The following is a 17,873-nucleotide window of genomic DNA, read 5'->3' as shown; positions in this document are numbered from 1 at the left end:
CTACAAAGGACAGCCTCTTTTTGTATTACAAACATTAGCCCAATTACTCTGTATTGCTTGTTTAATCCTAGGAGTTAAGATCTTGTAGGCCTGGGCTATGTTCATTAGGCAATTCAGGCATATACGGAAGAGGAAAGCCTTCTGGAGGGTCAATGACACTCAAATCTCTACCGTTTCTGCTTGGCGTTTGCCCATTGAATATTTCTCCAATACGGGTAGAATCCAATCGAAAATTAAACTGTGCATTGTGAAAGCCCATTTCAACATACTTCCGACATTCTGGATACTTGTTAATATCGTAGTTTGGAACCGGGAACAATTTGCCCCAATCTACTCCAAGTGTCTCTAACGCTTTGGCAAACGCATTTTGATGAGCATTATCTCGTACAATCAAAAAAGCTAATGTTTCCCGGAATGTTTTGTTCGAGCTCATTTCGTAAATTCGGGATTTTTGCAGAACCCCTGTAGATTCGAGTACGAGATTATCAAGCAAATCACTAATCAGATTGCCGTGGGAATAGACATAACTGCCTAACCAAGGGTTACCACTTGCATCAACGGGTAAGGAACTTTGAGCTCCCATAATAAAATGATGAGGATTGGCATGTTTTATCGCTTCATCCAAAGGAGCATGATCAATTCCAGCATCGCCGGCTTGGTCTTCGCCTGAGCCAGTCAGAAGTTGATTTATGGTATGTTGGACCAGTTCAACATGACTAAGCTCCTCTAGGAAAACTCCTCGTATCAAATCCCTATACTGCACAGCATTACCACGAAAATTATTACTTTGAAAGAAAAACTGCATCATCGTACGCATTTCTCCAAATCGACCACCCAATACCTCCTGAATCACTTTTGCAGCAGCTGGGTCGGGTTTATCGGGCACTATTAAGTTAATCAAATCTTCTTTATAAAAATACAATACCAAAACCCCCTCAGAGCTTTTATTTTGAAGTAAAACATATGCTACCCATTCTTATCATTTTTATACAAGACAAAGAAACAGAAAGGTTATTATTATGCAGGCTCCTATCAGTCTAGTATTAGGGATATTTGTTGTTAAGCAGCTCCTCGTTTTGTTGCGCATTGAATGGGTTAATATAGCTTGGATTCACTAAACTGCTTTTAACCTATAGGAGGACTAATTATGTTTAGACATCAAAAAGAGTTGCAGTTCGAAGTGAAAGTAGAGCGACCTGACCCTCTATTTGCCCGACAGGTACAAGAAGTTTTGGGAGGCCAATTTGGAGAAATGACCGTGATGATGCAATATTTGTTTCAAGGGTTCAACTGTCGCGGTGATGAAAAATATAAAGATATGTTAATGGATATTGGAACAGAAGAAATAGGGCATGTGGAGATGCTGTGTGCTTTAATTAGTCAATTACTTGATGGGGCTAAACCAGAAGATCAGGAGCAAGCTGCCAAAGACCCTGTTACAGCTGCCATTATGGGGGGAATTAACCCGCAGCATTTACTGGTGAGTGGTCTTGGCGGATTACCTACTAATTCAAATGGAGTTCCATGGAACGGTTCTTACATTGTTGCTAGTGGTAATCTTTTGGCAGATATGCGGTCCAACCTGCATGCAGAGAGTCAAGGTCGATTGCAGGTAGCAAGACTATATCATATGACCCAAGATGAAAGCGTTAGGGCTACATTACGGAAAATGCTAGCACGCGACCGCTATCATCAGTATCAATGGCTGGCGGCAATCCAAGAATTAGAAGAAAAAAATGGTGTTGTGGTACCGGCTTCCTTTCCTCCTGAAGCAGAGCAAGAATCTCAGCCTGAGGCATATGAGTTTTGGAACTTGTCTGAAGGCGAAGAATCTAGTGAAGGTCTGTGGGCAACAGGAAGTGCACCGGATGGAACCGGGAGCTATGTATACATCTCTAACCCCGTTGCCAAAGGCCAGATCTATAATGCCAAAATACCAGCAACCGAGTTACATCATGACTTAGACCATAAAACTTCAGATAAATAAACTTTTAACAGACGAGTCTTCCCAACATTAAAGATTGCTTATTGGTGACACTAACCATAAAATGAAACAAAAATATATACTTACAGTGCACATAAGACGGCTTATCATAAGGCACATCAAATCACAGCTGATCATAAACAAGAAGTATAGAATCAATGTAAGACCAAAAAGCTCTGCCGACCAATTATGGTTAGCAGAGCTTTTTGATTTAGTCAAACTACCGTTTTTTAAATAAGAGGTGCCTCAATCAATGTTGCGAAATTAAACTGGTGTACATGACCATCATTTAATGTAGTTTGGCCTGTAACAAAATGTACGTGTTTTCCATTTCCGACTGGAATAGCTGGTCCTGTTCTAATCCTTCTCAGATTATGAAAGTGGTTCACGAAATCAGTTTTTGTAAGATCAATTTCGTGGACATGACTTCTTCCAACTCGAATCGCTTGCCCAGTAACACCTGCAAAGCGGTGATTATGTCGGTCTGCACCTTCTTCAGCCAGTTTGGTACTACCTTCAAATTCATGTACATGCCTCTGTGTCTGTTTAGAAGAGATTGTCTTCTTCTTTACTACAGGTTTATTCTTCTGCATCTGTTGGTTGCCTCCTTATGTTTATGTCGCTCACAACATCCTATTAAGCAAACATACATAAGTGCTAGGCAACTATCTGCGGTCCTAAGCATAATTTTTTTTATGTAGTAGAAAGAAGGCTTATGGACTTAGGTATCACTGAAAAAATAAGAAGAAGGCGAACTTAAAAAGTTCGCCTTCTTCACTAAAAGGAAATCGGAGTCGGCACAAAATCGGCACGACTCCGATTTAACCGTTTTAAATATCTCAAAAACCTTGTCACACCAAGGGTTACTGCGTTTTAACCAATACTGCCTTCCATCTCGAACTTGATCAAACGGTTCATTTCTACCGCATATTCCATCGGTAGTTCTTTGGTGAACGGCTCGATAAAGCCCATAACGATCATTTGCGTTGCCTCAGCTTCGGTCAGACCGCGACTCATCAGATAGAACAACTGATCTTCCGATACTTTGGACACCGTTGCTTCGTGCTCAAGTGTGATATCGTCATTCATGATCTCATTATAAGGAATAGTATCTGAAGTTGACTGATTATCCAAAATCAACGTATCACACTTAATATTCGATTTTGCACCTTGGGCCTGACGACCAAAGGAAGCTAATCCGCGATACGTTACTTTACCACCGTGCTTACTGATCGATTTGGATACAATGGTGGATGTAGTATCTGGTGCCAAGTGGATCATTTTCGCACCTGCATCCTGATGCTGGCCTTTGCCTGCAACAGCGATGGACAAGACCATCCCTTTTGCTCCACGACCTTTCAATACAACGGCAGGATACTTCATTGTCAGTTTGGAACCGATGTTTCCATCGACCCATTCCATGGTTGCATTTTCTTCAGCAACCGCACGTTTGGTTACCAGGTTGTAAATGTTTGGTGCCCAGTTCTGAATCGTTGTGTAACGAACGCGTGCATTTTTCTTACAAATAATTTCCACCACAGCACTATGCAGCGAGTTCGTGCTGTAAATTGGAGCTGTACAGCCTTCTACATAATGCACAAAGCTGTCTTCGTCAGCAATAATGAGCGTACGCTCAAATTGCCCCATGTTTTCCGAGTTGATACGGAAGTAAGCCTGCAATGGAACTTCACATTTTACACCTTTAGGCACGTAGATAAAGCTACCGCCTGACCATACCGCACTGTTCAGGGCCGCAAACTTATTGTCCGCAGGAGGTACGACTGTGGCAAAATACTCTTTCAGAATCTCAGGATGCTCACGCAACGCCGTATCGGTATCCATGAAAATGACACCCTGCTCTTCCAGGTCCTTTTGCATGCTGTGGTAGACAACCTCGGATTCATACTGCGCGGATACACCAGCCAGAAACTTTTGCTCCGCTTCAGGGATCCCTAATTTATCAAAGGTTTCCTTAATTTCTGTAGGAACCTCTTCCCACGTTTTCCCTTGTTTCTCGGAAGGTCTTACATAGTACTGGATATCATCGAAATCCAGCTCATCCATGTCTCCGCCCCATTTTGGCATTGGCATTTTTTCAAATTGCTTCAATGCTTTCAGACGGAACTCCAACATCCAATCCGGTTCACCCTTAATTTTGGAGATTTCTTTTACAATTTCCGGAGTGAGACCCTTACCTGTTTGGAAAATGGACTTGTGCTCGTCACGAAAGCCATACTTATACTCTTCCATTTCCGGTGCTTTCTTGGCCATGTTTCTCAAACCTCCTCTGTTCTATTTAAATTATTTATCTTCATCTATTCCTTTACGCAGCGCGTTCCAAGCCAAGGTCGCACATTTAATGCGGGCCGGGAACTTATTAACGCCTGACAAAGCTTCCAATTCTTCATAATCATCAAATTCGACGGCTTCGCCCTTCATCAAAGAGGAGAAGCGACTCGCCATATCCAAGGCCTGATCAATCGTTTTTCCTTTGACCGCTTCTGTCATCATCGAAGCCGAGGACATACTAATCGAGCAACCTTCGCCAGTAAAACGAGCATCCTCAACTAAGCCGTCTTTCGTTTTGAGTTGAAGGGATATCCGGTCACCACAAGTAGGATTGTTCAAATCCACCGTAACAGCATCATCCTCAAAACGTCCGCGATTGCGCGGATTTTTATAATGATCCATAATCACGCGTCGGTACAAGTCGTCAAGTTGCATCGCCAAAATACTCCTTTGTTTGGATTAAGGCGCTGACCAGAGCGTCGATATCCTCTTCTGTGTTATAGAGGTAAAAGCTAGCACGTGCAGTTGCACTGGCTTTCAACCAGCGCATCAATGGCTGGCAACAATGATGGCCTGCACGTATGGCCACCCCTTTACTGTCCAGTACAGTAGCTACATCATGCGGATGCACATCATCCAAGTTGAATGTTACAAGCCCGACATGACGTTCAGCAGGTCCGTAGATCTTCAAACCATCCACTTCACGGAGACGTTTAAGTGCATAATTTGATAGACGGCTCTCATGCTGTGCAATGGCGTCCAGTCCAATGCTTTCCAGAAAATCAATGGCAGCTCCCAAGCCAACAGCCCCAGCGATAATCGGGGTGCCACCTTCGAATTTCCAAGGTAGCTCCTTCCATGTGGATTCATACAATCCCACATCGTCGATCATTTCACCGCCAAACTCAATGGGCTCCATGTTTTCCAGCAACGCCTTCTTGCCGTAGAGTGCACCAATTCCTGTAGGAGCACACATTTTGTGACCAGAGAAAGCATAAAAATCAGCATCAATGTCTTGCACGTCTACTTTCATATGTGGGGTGCTTTGTGCACCGTCGACAACGATGACTGCACCTTTGCGATGTGCAATAGCAGCAATTTCTTTGACCGGATTCACAACGCCAAGTACATTGGAGACATGCGCAATTGCTACAATTTTTGTGTTTTCTGTGACGGTTTTCTCCACGTCCGCAAGATCAACGCTACCGTCCTCTTGAAGCGGAATATATTTCAAAGTTGCACCAGTGGCTTTGGCAACCTGTTGCCACGGAATCAGGTTGCTATGATGTTCCATCTGAGTGATGACAATTTCATCACCCTCCTTACAGTTAGCTCTACCGTACGAAGAAGCCACCAGATTCAGCGCGGTTGTTGTTCCGCGTGTAAAAATGATTTCCTGACTGCGTTTGGCATTCAGAAAACGGGCTACCTTCTCCCTCGCACCTTCATAAGCATCCGTAGCACGGCTACCCAAGGTATGCACACCACGGTGTACATTCGAATTATCAAATTCATAGTAGTGCTTGATCGCCTCGATGACCGCTAGCGGCTTTTGCGAAGTGGCCGCATTATCCAAATAAACCAGCGGATGACCGTTAATCTCCTGATGTAAAATCGGGAATTGTTCACGGATCAATGCAGTGTTCATTGGCCTAACTTCCTTTCAACAAGGCTTTGCAGCTGATGTTGAAGTCCTTCAAGCGGAATTTCAGATACGACAGGTGCCAGGAAGCCGTAAATAATCAATCGTTCAGCTTCTGCACGGCTAATTCCGCGGGACATCAAGTAATACACTTGCTCACGGTTAACCTGACCAACCGAGGCTGCGTGTCCTGCTGTTACATCGTCTTCATCAATCAGCAGGATCGGGTTAGCGTCACCACGTGCTTGCGGGCTGAGCATCAGAACACGTTCTGTTTGCTGACCGTCTGCTTTGGTAGCACCCTTTTCTATTTTCGTAATTCCGTTAATGATAGAAGATGCTTCTTCACGCATAACGGCGCGCGTAATCATCTGACTAGCGGAATTTTTACCAAAATGCTGTGCTTGTGTCGTATAGTTCAACTTTTGCGAACCAGAACCTACAGCAATAACCTTGGCATCTGAGTTGGAGCCATTGCCTTTGAGCACGGACATGGTATTGCTCGCTGTATTGCCGTTGTTCATTTCGCCTACAATCCATTCGATAGCAGCGTCATTTCCGAGCGTGGCACGACGAATGGAAATATCCGTTACTTGCTCTCCAAACTGATGCACTGTGGCATAACGTACTTTAGCGCCTGCATTCGCAACCACTTCTACCGCACCGTTATGAAGAACAGGTGCCGCCAAATCCGCAGATACATAATTGTCTACGTACGTCACGGAACTATGGTTTTCAGCTATGAGCAGCACATGCGGCGCAAACGTTGCAGTCGCATCATCCGTGAGGAACACAGCTTGAAGCGGTACGTTCAGCTCTACATTTTTAGGCACATAAGCAAATACTCCACCGTTCCAGAGTGCTACATGTAGTGCAGATAATGAATTTTCTTCAGCTTTAATAACAGTATTCAGGTGAGCTTTGACCAAATCAGCATGCTCTTTAACCGCCGTTTGCAAATCCGTGAAAATGACGCCTTGCGCCGCCAGTTCCTCGCTCAGCTTCACGTATACCGCACCGGAGTTGCGCTGGATGATCAGACCGCCCTCCTGTTGTTCTTTGACCAGATCAGCAATGGTTGCAGGAACCTGACCTACAGATGCAATGACCTCGCTCAGTTTATGTTGACCGTAATCGTTTAAATTCCAACGCTCGATTTTTGTTTTTTCAAATACCGGAAGCTCCAGTTGGCCTGCAAGCTCAAGTGCTTTTTGTCTGTCTTCGGCTAGCCAAGTTGGCTCGCCATTACGTTCGGACAGAACACGCAGTTGCTCGGAATCTACCGGAAGGATTGTTTGTGTTGTCATCAGTTTTCCTCCTCGCTTCCGGCTTACGCCTCTTGTCCTACAGTTTCATCAACGATACCCAGCTCTTCCTTGATCCAGTCGTAACCGTCCGCTTCCAGACGCTCTGCAAGCTCAGGACCACCGGATTTAACGATACGTCCTTGCATCATCACGTGTACATAATCTGGTTTAATGTAGTTCAACAGACGTTGGTAGTGAGTAATCACAAGGAAGCCACGGTCTTCAGAACGCATAGCGTTTACACCGTTAGCTACGATTCTCAAAGCATCGATATCCAGACCGGAGTCAATTTCGTCCAGAACGACAATTTTCGGATCAAGCATCATCATTTGCAGAATTTCATTCCGCTTTTTCTCACCACCGGAGAAACCTTCGTTCAGGTAACGGTGAGCAAACTCAGGATTCATTTCAAGCTCTTTCATTTTGCCTTCCATTTGACGGATAAACTTAATCAGGGAAATCTCTTGTCCTTCTTCACGGCGCGCGTTGATTGCACTACGCAAAAAGTCGGAGTTTGTTACCCCTGCAATCTCACTTGGATACTGCATCGCCAGGAACAATCCTGCACGTGCACGCTCATCCACTTCCATATCCAGTACGTCTTCTCCATCCAAAGTTACTTTGCCATCTGTGACTTCATACTTAGGATGACCCATCAAAGCAGACGCAAGTGTACTTTTACCCGTTCCGTTAGGACCCATGATAGCGTGGATTTCTCCGCCCTTCATTTCGAGGTTAATACCCTTCAAAATTTCTTTACCTTCAATGGTCGCTTTGAGACCTTCAATCTTAAAGTTTGTAGCCATATTCGCAATACCCTCCAAAAAATGTAGTGTGGTGTCGAAATCAGAAAGTATATTTAAACAGGGGAGCCCCCTGATTTCAAGTAATATTTAAAAATTTATTTATAATCATTCTAAACTGATTCTCAATGATTCTCAAGTTATTTTATAATAAATATCTTTAAGGGTGCAACCAACAGACACACGTTATCCAACTTTCTTCATAAAATGTTCATCCTACCAAGCGCACAAATGACTAAATACATCCTGCGAATGATTATATAGTTATAGTGTAGTACAAAAAACCATGGGATACATCATCTCTTTTTTAGCCATAAAAACGCTACTGACAGCATGCGTCAGTAGCGTTTTACATGTAAAGGGTTATTTTAGAACGAAAGCTTGAGGAGTTAGCCCAAATAAGAGCGCAGCATCCACATATGTTTCTCCAGATCCGCTTTATAACCGATTAGCAAATCTGCAGTAGGCTGATCGGAATTACTTTCCGCCAGTTCGATACCTTCCTGAAACTCCTCACATATAGTCGCAAAATCCTCGATCAAAGTTTGTACCATCTTAGGAGCATCTTCATTGCCGGTTGCTTCCTGAATCGACGACAGCTCCAGGTATTCCTTTAATGTTGCGGAAGGAGAACCTTTCAAGGCGAGCAGACGCTCGGCAATCTCATCCATTTTCAATGTCACTTCATTGTATAATTCTTCGAATTTAACATGGAGTGTATAAAAACTGGAGCCTTTCACGTACCAGTGATAGTTATGAATTTTCACATATAACACATTGAGGTTAGCGACTTGACGGTTTAAAAGTTCCTCCACCGATTTGGTTTGCGTATTTTTCGAGTTACTTGTTGTTTTAGCCATCATAAATCCCTTCCTTTTTCATCAAATTGACTTTCAGAAGCGTTTACGTATCCATCACCGTCACTGCTGACGATAAGACGCCAGCTGGCATTTGAGTATCACCTGCCGGACGTCTGTTTCATATTTACCCTTTCTATACAGAGACGAAACAAAAAGAAGAGTTCTCTCTCTTCTAATCCATCATAAAAAAAATATACAAAAATTCAGTGATTTTCGTTATACTTTCTCTATCCTATCAAAATACTTGGTTTAATATTGTGATATTTTTTTCCACCATTTACATGTGCACAATTTACGGAGGTGACCTCATTGTCCAAATATCATCCCTTAACGACCGAAGAAGCAATCGAATTCGTGAAAAACATCCCCGGATTTTTCAGTCAGGAAGCCCAGCTGGAATGCCGAGAAATCGGTGATGGCAACTTAAATCTGGTTTTTCATATTACAGATTCCAAATCTAACAAGAGTATCATTGCCAAGCAGGCACTTCCCTATGTAAAAATTGTAGGTGAATCCTGGCCGTTGTCCCTGGATCGTGCCCGTATTGAACGTGAGGCACTTCAGCAGGAACACCAGCTTTGCCCCGAATTGGTTCCTGCGGTACTGGGCTATGACGATGAGCTTGCGCTAACCGTGATGGAGGATCTTAGCTCACACACAATCATGCGCAAGGGACTAATAGAAGGCAACAGATATCCCCTTTTTGCTAATCATATTGGGGAGTTTCTGGCACGCACGCTCTTTTTCACCTCAGATTTAGGCATGAATCAGCAGGATAAAAAAGAGCTGGTTAAACGCTTTATTAATCCTGAACTTTGTAAAATAACTGAGGATCTGATTTTGGATGAGCCCTACCGGTTTTCAGATAATAACAACTATGGTGTGTACATTGAAGACGAAGCAGAGGCACTCCGTACAGATCAGGTGCTTCACCTGGAAGTAGCTTTACTGCGAGAAAGGTTTATGACACGAACAGAAGCACTGCTACACGGCGACCTCCATACAGGCAGTATTTTTGTAACGGCTGAATCGACTAAAGTCATTGATCCTGAATTTGCCTTCTACGGACCCATGGGGTTTGATATCGGAGCAGTCATCGCCAATCTCCTGTTGAACTACGCAGCACAGCCCGGATGGACTTCTGGCGAGAAGGCCCTAAAGGAAAAACGTGACTGGCTCCTGGAGACTGCCATTCAAGTATGGGAGCAGTTTGAAAGCAGGTTCCGTACCCTGTGGGACAAGCACGTCACCGATCATTTGGCACGAACGCCCGGATATCAGGACTTGTATCTCCAGAAAGTGCTGCAAGATACGATTGGTTTTGCAGGGTGCAAAGTGATCCGCCGGATCATCAGCCTGTCGCATGTAGCGGATATCGATACCATTGCCGATCCTGATATCAAGGAAGCTGCGGAACGTCTCGCGTTAGCGATCGGAAAAGCCTTGGTTCTCTGCAATCGCAAGCTTCATTCGATTCGGGAGCTGGAAGATATTGTTCGGACAGCAACAGCGATCCAAACTAAAGGAGCATCACGAATATGAGTGAAAATAAAGAATGGACGCCCGCATCCTCCCGAGAAGCATCTGCGCCCGGACAGCCTCTATCTTCGCTGGTGTGGAAGGGTAACCACTTGTCCATGCTGGATCAGCGTCTACTGCCCGAAACGATAGTCATGCTGGATTTATTCACGACCGAGGAAGTATGGGAGGGCATCCATGCCATGAAGGTACGGGGAGCCCCCGCGATCGGGATGGCTGCAGCCTACGGTGTTGTGCTGGGCGCTATCTCCTATCGCGGCAACGACGCTGCTGGATGGCTGGAGCATGTACACGCGGTGTGCGGACATTTGGCTACCTCACGGCCGACTGCCGTAAATCTGTTCTGGGCTCTGGACCGCATGAAGAAGCGAGCCGGCGAACTTGTCACAGAGGCTGAGGTAAGTCAGATCGAAGACTGGAATGCAGGGCTGGAGCGTGAAGCTATAGCCATTCAGGCGGAGGATGAAGAAGTTTGTCGCCAAATCGGTATCAATGCATTACCTCTGTTCGAGGACGGGATGGGCGTACTCACTCATTGCAATGCAGGCGGCTTGGCAACAGCCAAATACGGAACAGCGCTCGCGCCTATGTATTTAGCTCAGGAGAACGGTATCCACCTGAAAGTATTTGCTGACGAAACTCGCCCCGTATTACAGGGTGCGCGTCTGACCGCCTTTGAGCTTCAGCAGGCAGGCATAGATGTAACCCTGCTCTGTGACAATATGGCAGGCATGGTGATGTCCAAAGGATGGGTGCAGGCTGTCATTGTCGGCACAGACAGAGTCGCGGCTAATGGGGATGTGGCCAACAAAATCGGCACCTATAGCCTGGCAGTGCTGGCGAAAGCGCATGGTATACCTTTTTACGTTGCTTCGCCGTTATCAACCATTGATTTGCAGACCGCAACAGGCGCAGATATTCCGATTGAGGAACGTTCTGCAGAAGAAGTTACCGAGAGCTTTGGTAAAAGAACTGCCCCTCAAGGCATCAAAGTTTACAACCCGGCTTTCGACGTTACACCTCATAAGTACATTACCGCCATCATTACCGAAAAAGGAATTGTTCAAGCTCCCTTTAGCGAGAACCTCACCGCTTTGTTTGCCGATTAATTGTTCTTGCAGGTTATATAGTTGGTATATAATTCAAATGGTTTCACTCGTTAAAATGAAAAATTTCACAGAAAAAACCGGAGCCGTAGCGCCCGGTTTTTTAACTTTTTCTTTTTTGCTTTTATCCAACAACTATTACTAGGCTTCTTACACCAGTTTCAATAATGCTTCATAGCCTGGCATCCCTGGCTTAATTCCAAGTTGCTCAGCTTCCGTCGTCACTGACTCCATTGGTGCTTCCAACAGTTCCTTTAGTGTTTTTACCCCTACAGCTCGTGCGGCCAGAATTTTCCGATCCGCCAGCCGTTCATTGAGCAATCCGACATCCAGCGCACCACACATGATGTAACCACGGGAGTTGGAGATCGTCAACAACGTTGTTTTAGGCAGTTTGACCTCTACCCCGGTAAATGTATGCTCACCCACTTGAATGGGTTCCATGTGTATCATGGCTATTACATGCACCTCCTCTTTGTTCATCCGGGATATTTTATGCGGCATTTGCGGGTAAGTGTGGACACCCGTGGATATATTCAAAATTTTAGGTGGATCACGTATGTACAGCAAAACAGGCAATATCCAAGAGACTAGACGAATCGTTCCATCTAGTCTCTTTGATCATCGTTAATATTCTAGCTCTGTGCTTTATCCAAACTTCTTTAAGTACTGTGGCGGTACAAAGTCGGCAAGCCAAACTCCATGGTTGGCTTTATAAAACTTCACTTGATTAGCCAATGCCTTTTGCGTGTCTACTTCGAGGATCACTAGTTCCCCGCGTCTTTTACCTGCTAAAATCGCAAACTCAAGAGCTTCAGACAGATGTACATACGTTCTGCCCATCGGCTTAATTCCTTCAGTGAAAATGTTATGGATTACCTTTGTGTTTGTACCATGATAGAGAATCGTTGGTGGAGTAGCTTCCTTATAATTTAATCTGCCTGCACTGTGCCCATAATTAGCTCTTATGTACCCATTAACCATTTCATATCTTTGTTTTGGACAATGGCTTACTACTTGTTCGATATCCGACTCACTGACCTCAGACCATCTATTCTCTGATCTTATTCCTTGAATCGGGTTTGAACGTCACAATAACCCTCATGGTCTAGCTCAAGACCAAACTGTTCTGGTGTATGCCTTAAGAATCTTACTCATAAATTTACTGAGGCTCTCTTCTTGTTTTGATGTTAACATTACATACTCCTTCTAAAATCGTCTCTTAATTCTAGGGTGGATAAAAATTTTCCTCTTTAATCAGATAGATTGCAATGAAAAAAGCTTACTCTCATTTTATTATCAATGGAGCAAGCTCGGTTCGTATTCCTGAAGCTACTTTATGATTCAAATGTCATCTTGTCAGGAAATATACCACCTTCTTTAACGAAGCAACGTGCCATCCTCTGTGCAGCCCTATCAAAATAAAATTTATTTGAATGGCTCGGATCTGGTAAAGGTTCAATTTCAGAGAATAACTTAGTCTCTTTGTTCAATTGAATTTTCCCCATAATGTGTTCATTAGGGCCATATCTATAAATAACTACATTCTCATCTTCATGTTCTTTTAAAAAGTAAAACAAATGCTCCCATTATAAAATCTCCTCTACTCTATTTTCCATGGACGACCCGACCTTACCGCAGCTTTATGAGCAGTCTCATAGTCTGTTTTAAATATACCCTCAAATCTGGATTCAAACAATTCATAGTTAAGCAAATCCATATCTTTTTCTGTTTGTAATCCTTTTTTGTAATCTGTCCCATACTTGAGCTATTTCGTAATCAGAGTTATCACATATACCGTAGGCACTTCCATAGACCGACTATAAGCAGAATATGATGCGATAACGGATATAGTAGAGAGTTCCAACATATGGTATTATAGAAGATAGTATACAAAGCATAGATTTCATGTGATTTCTAATAGAGAAGTTCATCATTGGAAGGAGCAACTAAATGGAACCTAATTTTAAACTTAAGAATCTAAATGGTGAGGAAGTAACCATTTTTGAATTGCAAGAAGCAATGGGAAAAGGGGAGGTTACTTCTAGGGAACTTGTTATGTACTACATGTATCGTATTGCAACACACGACCAGAGTGGTCAAAATATAAATTCTATAATGGAAATCAACCCAGATGCGATTTTTATTGCAGAAGCCCTAGACAAAGAAAGAAAAACAAGAGGAATTAGAGGGTATTTACATGGTATACCTGTTTTGTTGAAAGAAAATATTGAAACAAAGGACAAAATGCGGACGAGTGCGGGAGCGTTGGCACTGGAAAACAACATTAGCGAAACGGATGCCTTTCTTGTAAAAAAACTTAGAGAAGCTGGAGCCATTATCCTTGGAAAAACAAACATGACTGAATTGGCAAACGGCGTATCCTCAAAAATGTGGGCAGGTTACAGTTCTAAAGGCGGACAAGTATTAAATCCATACGGTGACTTTTTCGTGGGTGGGTCAAGTACTGGTTCTGCTGTAGCTGTGGCGTCAAATTTTACAAGTGTTGCAGTTGGAACGGAAACTTCAGCATCAATTTTAAGTCCAGCTATTCAAAACTCGATTGTTGGTATAAAGCCTACAGTTGGGCTTATAAGTCGTACAGGTATAATACCTTATTCCTATTCTCAAGATACCGCTGGAGCAATGGCAAGGACAGTATCAGATGCGTCAATCTTACTTAGTGTACTTACAGGTAAAGACGATAATGACCCTGCTACATGGAAAAATGATGATACGATTGACTATTCAACTTACTTAGACAAGAATGGCTTAGAAGGGGCGAAAATTGGGGTTTATAGAGATGTACCATTAGAGCAATTTCGTGACCCTGACGAATATGATAAAATATTATTTAATAATACTGTAGAGGAACTAAAAAAGGCGGGAGCAATCGTCATTGAAGACATTGAAATGCCAGCCTTCGATAGGAAATGGAATTGGAACAAGTTGAATAACGAATTTAAGCATGGTCTTGATAACTATCTCCGAAACCTTCCACAAAGTATGCCTGTACATACCTTTAGTGAATTGGTTGAGTGGAACGAAAAAAACTCCGAGAAGGCTTTGAAATATGGACAAGATTTACTGGAGAACCGTCAACATTTAGTGAATCCATTGAAGCATCCGAACTATATATTAGAGTCTTTAACTGATTTATATTATTCCCAAAATGAAGGCATAAATTATGCCATAGAGAAATACGGATTGGATGCAATTATGTTTCCATCATATGTGGGAGCAGAAATTTGTGCAAGGGCAGGGTATCCATCAGTAGCTGTTCCCGCTGGCTTCAAAGACAACGGCAGACCATTTGGAGTTACGTTTGCAGGAAAGGCATTTAGTGAACCTATGCTAATTCGTATAGCATTTGCATATGAACAACGAACAAAACATAGAAAAAAACCGTCACTCAGTTATAAGTAAAAGAGAAGTTCCATGCAAAGAAACCACTCCATTGTAAGGAGTGGCTTTGTCTTTATATAGAGGTATATTTTGTGGTCAAATTGTACTTTGTGTTTAAATACACTACGGTACGGTGAACCGTATCATATATTCAAATACTATGGCTACGCCATACTGCCCGTTAGCTTAATACCAGCAGCCAGTCTACAACTTTGTTTTCTTGGTCTAAAACTTTATTGTCACCGGACATCAAGTTGTAACGAAAACGTTACATTGAACAATTCTGTCCAGCGACGAATAAAAGAAGACAGCGCAATTTTGCGCTCTCATTCGTGAATGAGTTTTCCGCGTTTTCGCGGAGGAGGAATCGTGTCACTTAGTGACATCTACACAGTAACGACATTACAAAATGATATTTCCTTGGGGGGACACTTGATGACACCCATTTCGTTTGATATTCACATACACAGAAATGTAGGAAATCCCACCATTTAAACGTACTAAGCTTAACTTAGTAGTCTAATACTGATATTGTTTAAGTATTAGTAATGGCAACAATGCCCTAAGTTAAGTTTAGGACATCAATAAGGTTCCCAAAAATTTTCGTAGAAGCTTCCAAATATCAAGGTATCTATCAATCTACACAAAAAAAGTGCATATTGATATTGGATAAAAAATCCAGTCACCGTCAATATGGGGGCAACTGGATGGTAAAATTGGTGTTTTATCTAGTGTACTGAAAATAATATAGAATAATTTACTTTTATTTGAAGAAGCAAGAATCCAGCAAAATAAAGATTTTAGTGAGTAACAAGTTCAACAAATATGTACGATTAAAACCTCCTCAAATATATAAAAATACTCAAGGAGGTTTTATACAGTTTTAGATATTAATAAGTAACCCATCCTGCATAAGTGACTGTCCAAGTGTAACCTGTTTGTCCATCGACTGAACTCAGCGTTAATGTTCCACGATATGGATCTACGTTATAACTAGCGGTTGTTGGAATGTCTCCAAGGGTAGGGAACTGAGATTTTGGTAAAACTATTTGCCAAGTAATATATTTAGTAGCAGCAGGAACTACTGCACTTTCTGTTGATGCGTTGCTCGAATTTGATGTTACTGCTGTTGCAGCAAAAGATGTTGATCCAAGAGTGAAACACGCTACGACAGTCAACAGGCCAACTAAAAGTTTCTTTTTCATCTCTATCATCCTCTCATATTTGGGATACACATTTATCATAGTGAATATTTTTCCATAAGTAAACGAAAATTTGAATTAATTGTTAATGATGGTGAATATAATGTGACCAGCTCGTTAAATTTAAAATATATCATGTGTTAAATTGATACTTCGCATGACTTGGAATGAACATATATTGTCCTTTGTACGCTTTCACGCTTGCTTTAAGGTTGTTATTCGGGTTATGAATATGGAAGTCTCAAAGCCCCCGTAACTTTCACCTACGTTGGTTAACATACTCCTTTGAGCAGACCTCACAGGAGTATGATGCATAGTCACATGCTTGTCCCCCTCCAAGATGTCACAATTGCGGTCACAAAATTCATTCATTTATAAGAATTTAATAGAATAAATCAGTACAGATCAGTAAATTGAAAATTGCTATGGAAGCTTGTCCCGTTTGACTTTAAGTCTTAAACAGCGAAAAAGTTTACTATTCCAAATTCGGTACATCTTAGACGCACCACACATGATGTAACCACGGGAGTTAGAGATCGTCAACAGCGTTGTTTTAGGCAGTTTGACCTCGTATCCGATAAATGTATGCTCACCCACTTGAATGGGTTTCATGTGTATCATGGTTATTACATGCACCTCCTCTTGTTCATCCGGGATATTTTATGCGGCATTTACGGGTAAGTGTGGACATTTGTGGATACATCCAAAATATTAAGAAGCTTATTTATGTACAGTAAAACAGGCGATATCAAAAAGACTAGACGAATCATTCCATCTAGTCTTTTCCTTAATTTGTTTCTATCGTATTTTTTAAGAAGGTACGACCGCACTACAATTTGAACGATTGATATGCTCCTGGTTAATAAAGTCAATGGATTTAGATTTCAAATATCTTTCCTACTTAAATTACCAAAAAAAGACCGCCTAAGCGATCTTGGCCAAATTAATCTTTTATCTGGCTCTTAGGGTTCTTTCATAATCTTCAAATCTAACTTTTCGAATCATGCTTCTGTTTTCTGTTCGAACAATAATTCCTTCGGATTTACCGATTACATCAATACCTACCTTAGTAAATTCATACCTCTTCAAATACGTGTATACATCATCAATTGACTCAGGAAAAAGATCTGAACTTAAATGGTCTACGATAGGGCTAGCATCCAATTTAAAGCCATCAACCAATCTACGCTTCTCTGTCTCGTTGTAAAACGGCTGTCCTCCATTGTCTCTCCAAGATGCTATAGCAGATACATCCCTATCCATCAATCCATTAAACTGCTCCCATGTGAGGGAAAAAACATCGAATACTTGATAACCTTGTGTTTTATTCTGCGTATAGTTTTTAGATTTAGGAGTTTTTCCTCCATAAGATTCTTGATAGATAACAGTTAACGCAAGATCGTTTCGATTCTTAAAAATAGATCCTTTCAGCTTTTCTGCTAATGGCTTTAAAAATTCTGCAATATTACCGTAAGGGTTTGCTATTCTATCTCCTTTAGAAGTTAAAAGCTCCTCTCTGGAACCTATAAAATAATCCGCTTCTTCACCATCGTTGATGAATATCATTCTTGAGTTCTCACCATCTACTTTCTCATAACAATATAGCATCTCATCAGAAGGAAAGAATTTAGCTTGAGTAAGAGTATCTTTTAGCCGCCCTCTTTCGCCTATTTCATGATATGTAAGAATGCTAGGGTACTTCGTAATCGAATTAATTTTTTGTATATCCATGTTTG

The 17,873-nt window shown here is 42.2% G+C and carries 15 protein-coding genes and 2 pseudogenes; 4 read left to right on the top strand and 13 right to left on the bottom strand.

Going from position 1 to position 17,873, the window contains the following annotated elements:
• Positions 1 to 67 precede the first annotated feature (67 nt).
• Complete coding sequence (locus tag KSP24_RS14330) at positions 68 to 922, bottom strand: manganese catalase family protein (RefSeq protein WP_216975520.1); 855 nt, start codon at positions 920 to 922, stop codon at positions 68 to 70.
• A gap of 225 nt (positions 923 to 1,147) precedes the next feature.
• Between KSP24_RS14330 and KSP24_RS14325 the strand changes: the two genes are divergently transcribed.
• Positions 1,148 to 1,987 (top strand): manganese catalase, encoded by an 840-nt coding sequence (locus KSP24_RS14325; RefSeq protein ID WP_013370305.1) that lies wholly within the window; start codon positions 1,148 to 1,150, stop codon positions 1,985 to 1,987.
• A 227-nt stretch (positions 1,988 to 2,214) separates the two neighbouring features.
• Here the strand turns inward: KSP24_RS14325 and KSP24_RS14320 are convergent, their stop codons facing one another.
• The 7 genes from KSP24_RS14320 to KSP24_RS14290 all read right to left on the bottom strand — a co-directional run bounded on the left by KSP24_RS14320 (position 2,215) and on the right by KSP24_RS14290 (position 8,885).
• Positions 2,215 to 2,577, bottom strand: coding sequence for a YmaF family protein (locus KSP24_RS14320; RefSeq protein WP_025676020.1), 363 nt, complete (start codon positions 2,575 to 2,577; stop codon positions 2,215 to 2,217).
• A gap of 280 nt (positions 2,578 to 2,857) precedes the next feature.
• Entirely contained in the window at positions 2,858 to 4,255 is a 1,398-nt protein-coding gene (gene sufB, locus KSP24_RS14315; protein ID WP_016819590.1) for a Fe-S cluster assembly protein SufB, read from the bottom strand.
• Positions 4,256 to 4,285: 30 nt separating this feature from the next.
• On the bottom strand, positions 4,286 to 4,708 hold the full coding sequence (gene sufU, locus KSP24_RS14310) for a Fe-S cluster assembly sulfur transfer protein SufU (protein WP_013370293.1): 423 nt from the start codon (positions 4,706 to 4,708) through the stop codon (positions 4,286 to 4,288).
• Positions 4,698 to 5,921: a cysteine desulfurase gene (locus KSP24_RS14305; RefSeq protein WP_013370292.1), complete on the bottom strand. Its 1,224-nt coding sequence runs from the start codon at positions 5,919 to 5,921 to the stop codon at positions 4,698 to 4,700. The genes sufU and KSP24_RS14305 overlap by 11 nt, the downstream gene beginning before the upstream one ends.
• The gene (gene sufD, locus KSP24_RS14300; RefSeq protein ID WP_216975518.1) at positions 5,918 to 7,222 is read right to left on the bottom strand and encodes a Fe-S cluster assembly protein SufD; all 1,305 of its coding nucleotides are present in this window, start codon (positions 7,220 to 7,222) and stop codon (positions 5,918 to 5,920) included. The genes KSP24_RS14305 and sufD overlap by 4 nt, the downstream gene beginning before the upstream one ends.
• A gap of 23 nt (positions 7,223 to 7,245) precedes the next feature.
• Entirely contained in the window at positions 7,246 to 8,028 is a 783-nt protein-coding gene (gene sufC, locus KSP24_RS14295; RefSeq protein ID WP_017425928.1) for a Fe-S cluster assembly ATPase SufC, read from the bottom strand.
• A 386-nt stretch (positions 8,029 to 8,414) separates the two neighbouring features.
• The gene (locus KSP24_RS14290; RefSeq protein ID WP_129550308.1) at positions 8,415 to 8,885 is read right to left on the bottom strand and encodes a Dps family protein; all 471 of its coding nucleotides are present in this window, start codon (positions 8,883 to 8,885) and stop codon (positions 8,415 to 8,417) included.
• 309 nt (positions 8,886 to 9,194) lie between these two features.
• On the opposite strand from KSP24_RS14290, the gene mtnK reads away from it, so the two are divergent.
• Positions 9,195 to 10,427, top strand: a complete 1,233-nt coding sequence (mtnK, locus tag KSP24_RS14285; protein WP_216975516.1) for an S-methyl-5-thioribose kinase — start codon at positions 9,195 to 9,197, stop codon at positions 10,425 to 10,427.
• Positions 10,424 to 11,533: an S-methyl-5-thioribose-1-phosphate isomerase gene (gene mtnA, locus KSP24_RS14280; protein ID WP_216975514.1), complete on the top strand. Its 1,110-nt coding sequence runs from the start codon at positions 10,424 to 10,426 to the stop codon at positions 11,531 to 11,533. The genes mtnK and mtnA overlap by 4 nt, the downstream gene beginning before the upstream one ends.
• A 147-nt stretch (positions 11,534 to 11,680) precedes the next feature.
• On the opposite strand, the gene KSP24_RS14275 is transcribed toward mtnA, so the two are convergent.
• A complete protein-coding gene (locus KSP24_RS14275; RefSeq protein ID WP_123797037.1) occupies positions 11,681 to 11,983 on the bottom strand; it encodes a YunC family protein in 303 nt (100 codons plus the stop codon).
• A gap of 195 nt (positions 11,984 to 12,178) precedes the next feature.
• A pseudogene (locus KSP24_RS14270) lies at positions 12,179 to 12,727 on the bottom strand (RNA 2'-phosphotransferase).
• A 756-nt stretch (positions 12,728 to 13,483) separates the two neighbouring features.
• Between KSP24_RS14270 and KSP24_RS14265 the strand changes: the two are divergent.
• Positions 13,484 to 14,956, top strand: coding sequence for an amidase family protein (locus KSP24_RS14265; RefSeq protein ID WP_216975513.1), 1,473 nt, complete (start codon positions 13,484 to 13,486; stop codon positions 14,954 to 14,956).
• Positions 14,957 to 15,825: 869 nt separating this feature from the next.
• Here KSP24_RS14265 and KSP24_RS14260 read toward each other — a convergent pair.
• From KSP24_RS14260 to KSP24_RS14250, 3 genes and pseudogenes are all read right to left on the bottom strand, one after another.
• Entirely contained in the window at positions 15,826 to 16,140 is a 315-nt protein-coding gene (locus tag KSP24_RS14260; protein WP_216975511.1) for a hypothetical protein, read from the bottom strand.
• Between the two features lie 498 nt (positions 16,141 to 16,638).
• A pseudogene (locus KSP24_RS25655) lies at positions 16,639 to 16,758 on the bottom strand (YunC family protein); the annotation flags it as partial.
• A gap of 330 nt (positions 16,759 to 17,088) precedes the next feature.
• On the bottom strand, positions 17,089 to 17,868 hold the full coding sequence (locus KSP24_RS14250) for an RNA ligase family protein (protein WP_058829303.1): 780 nt from the start codon (positions 17,866 to 17,868) through the stop codon (positions 17,089 to 17,091).
• Positions 17,869 to 17,873: the final 5 nt, after the last annotated feature.

It is taken from the genome of Paenibacillus sp. AK121 (assembly GCF_019042715.1).
Lineage (GTDB): Bacteria > Bacillota > Bacilli > Paenibacillales > Paenibacillaceae > Paenibacillus > Paenibacillus polymyxa_C.
Note: the sequence above shows the minus strand (reverse complement) of the source record. Positions and strands in the feature narration are given on the sequence as shown.

Excerpts from the sequence above, each read along its gene's own strand:
- KSP24_RS14325 (WP_013370305.1), top strand. The coding sequence starts at position 1,148 with ATGTTTAGACATCAAAAAGAGTTGCAGTTCGAAGTGAAAGTAGAGCGA.
- KSP24_RS14320 (WP_025676020.1), bottom strand. The coding sequence starts at position 2,577 with ATGCAGAAGAATAAACCTGTAGTAAAGAAGAAGACAATCTCTTCTAAA.
- sufB (WP_016819590.1), bottom strand. The coding sequence starts at position 4,255 with ATGGCCAAGAAAGCACCGGAAATGGAAGAGTATAAGTATGGCTTTCGT.
- sufU (WP_013370293.1), bottom strand. The coding sequence starts at position 4,708 with ATGCAACTTGACGACTTGTACCGACGCGTGATTATGGATCATTATAAA.
- KSP24_RS14305 (WP_013370292.1), bottom strand. The coding sequence starts at position 5,921 with ATGAACACTGCATTGATCCGTGAACAATTCCCGATTTTACATCAGGAG.
- sufD (WP_216975518.1), bottom strand. The coding sequence starts at position 7,222 with ATGACAACACAAACAATCCTTCCGGTAGATTCCGAGCAACTGCGTGTT.
- sufC (WP_017425928.1), bottom strand. The coding sequence starts at position 8,028 with ATGGCTACAAACTTTAAGATTGAAGGTCTCAAAGCGACCATTGAAGGT.
- KSP24_RS14290 (WP_129550308.1), bottom strand. The coding sequence starts at position 8,885 with ATGGCTAAAACAACAAGTAACTCGAAAAATACGCAAACCAAATCGGTG.
- mtnA (WP_216975514.1), top strand. The coding sequence starts at position 10,424 with ATGAGTGAAAATAAAGAATGGACGCCCGCATCCTCCCGAGAAGCATCT.
- KSP24_RS14275 (WP_123797037.1), bottom strand. The coding sequence starts at position 11,983 with ATGATACACATGGAACCCATTCAAGTGGGTGAGCATACATTTACCGGG.
- KSP24_RS14265 (WP_216975513.1), top strand. The coding sequence starts at position 13,484 with ATGGAACCTAATTTTAAACTTAAGAATCTAAATGGTGAGGAAGTAACC.
- KSP24_RS14260 (WP_216975511.1), bottom strand. The coding sequence starts at position 16,140 with ATGAAAAAGAAACTTTTAGTTGGCCTGTTGACTGTCGTAGCGTGTTTC.
- KSP24_RS14250 (WP_058829303.1), bottom strand. The coding sequence starts at position 17,868 with ATGGATATACAAAAAATTAATTCGATTACGAAGTACCCTAGCATTCTT.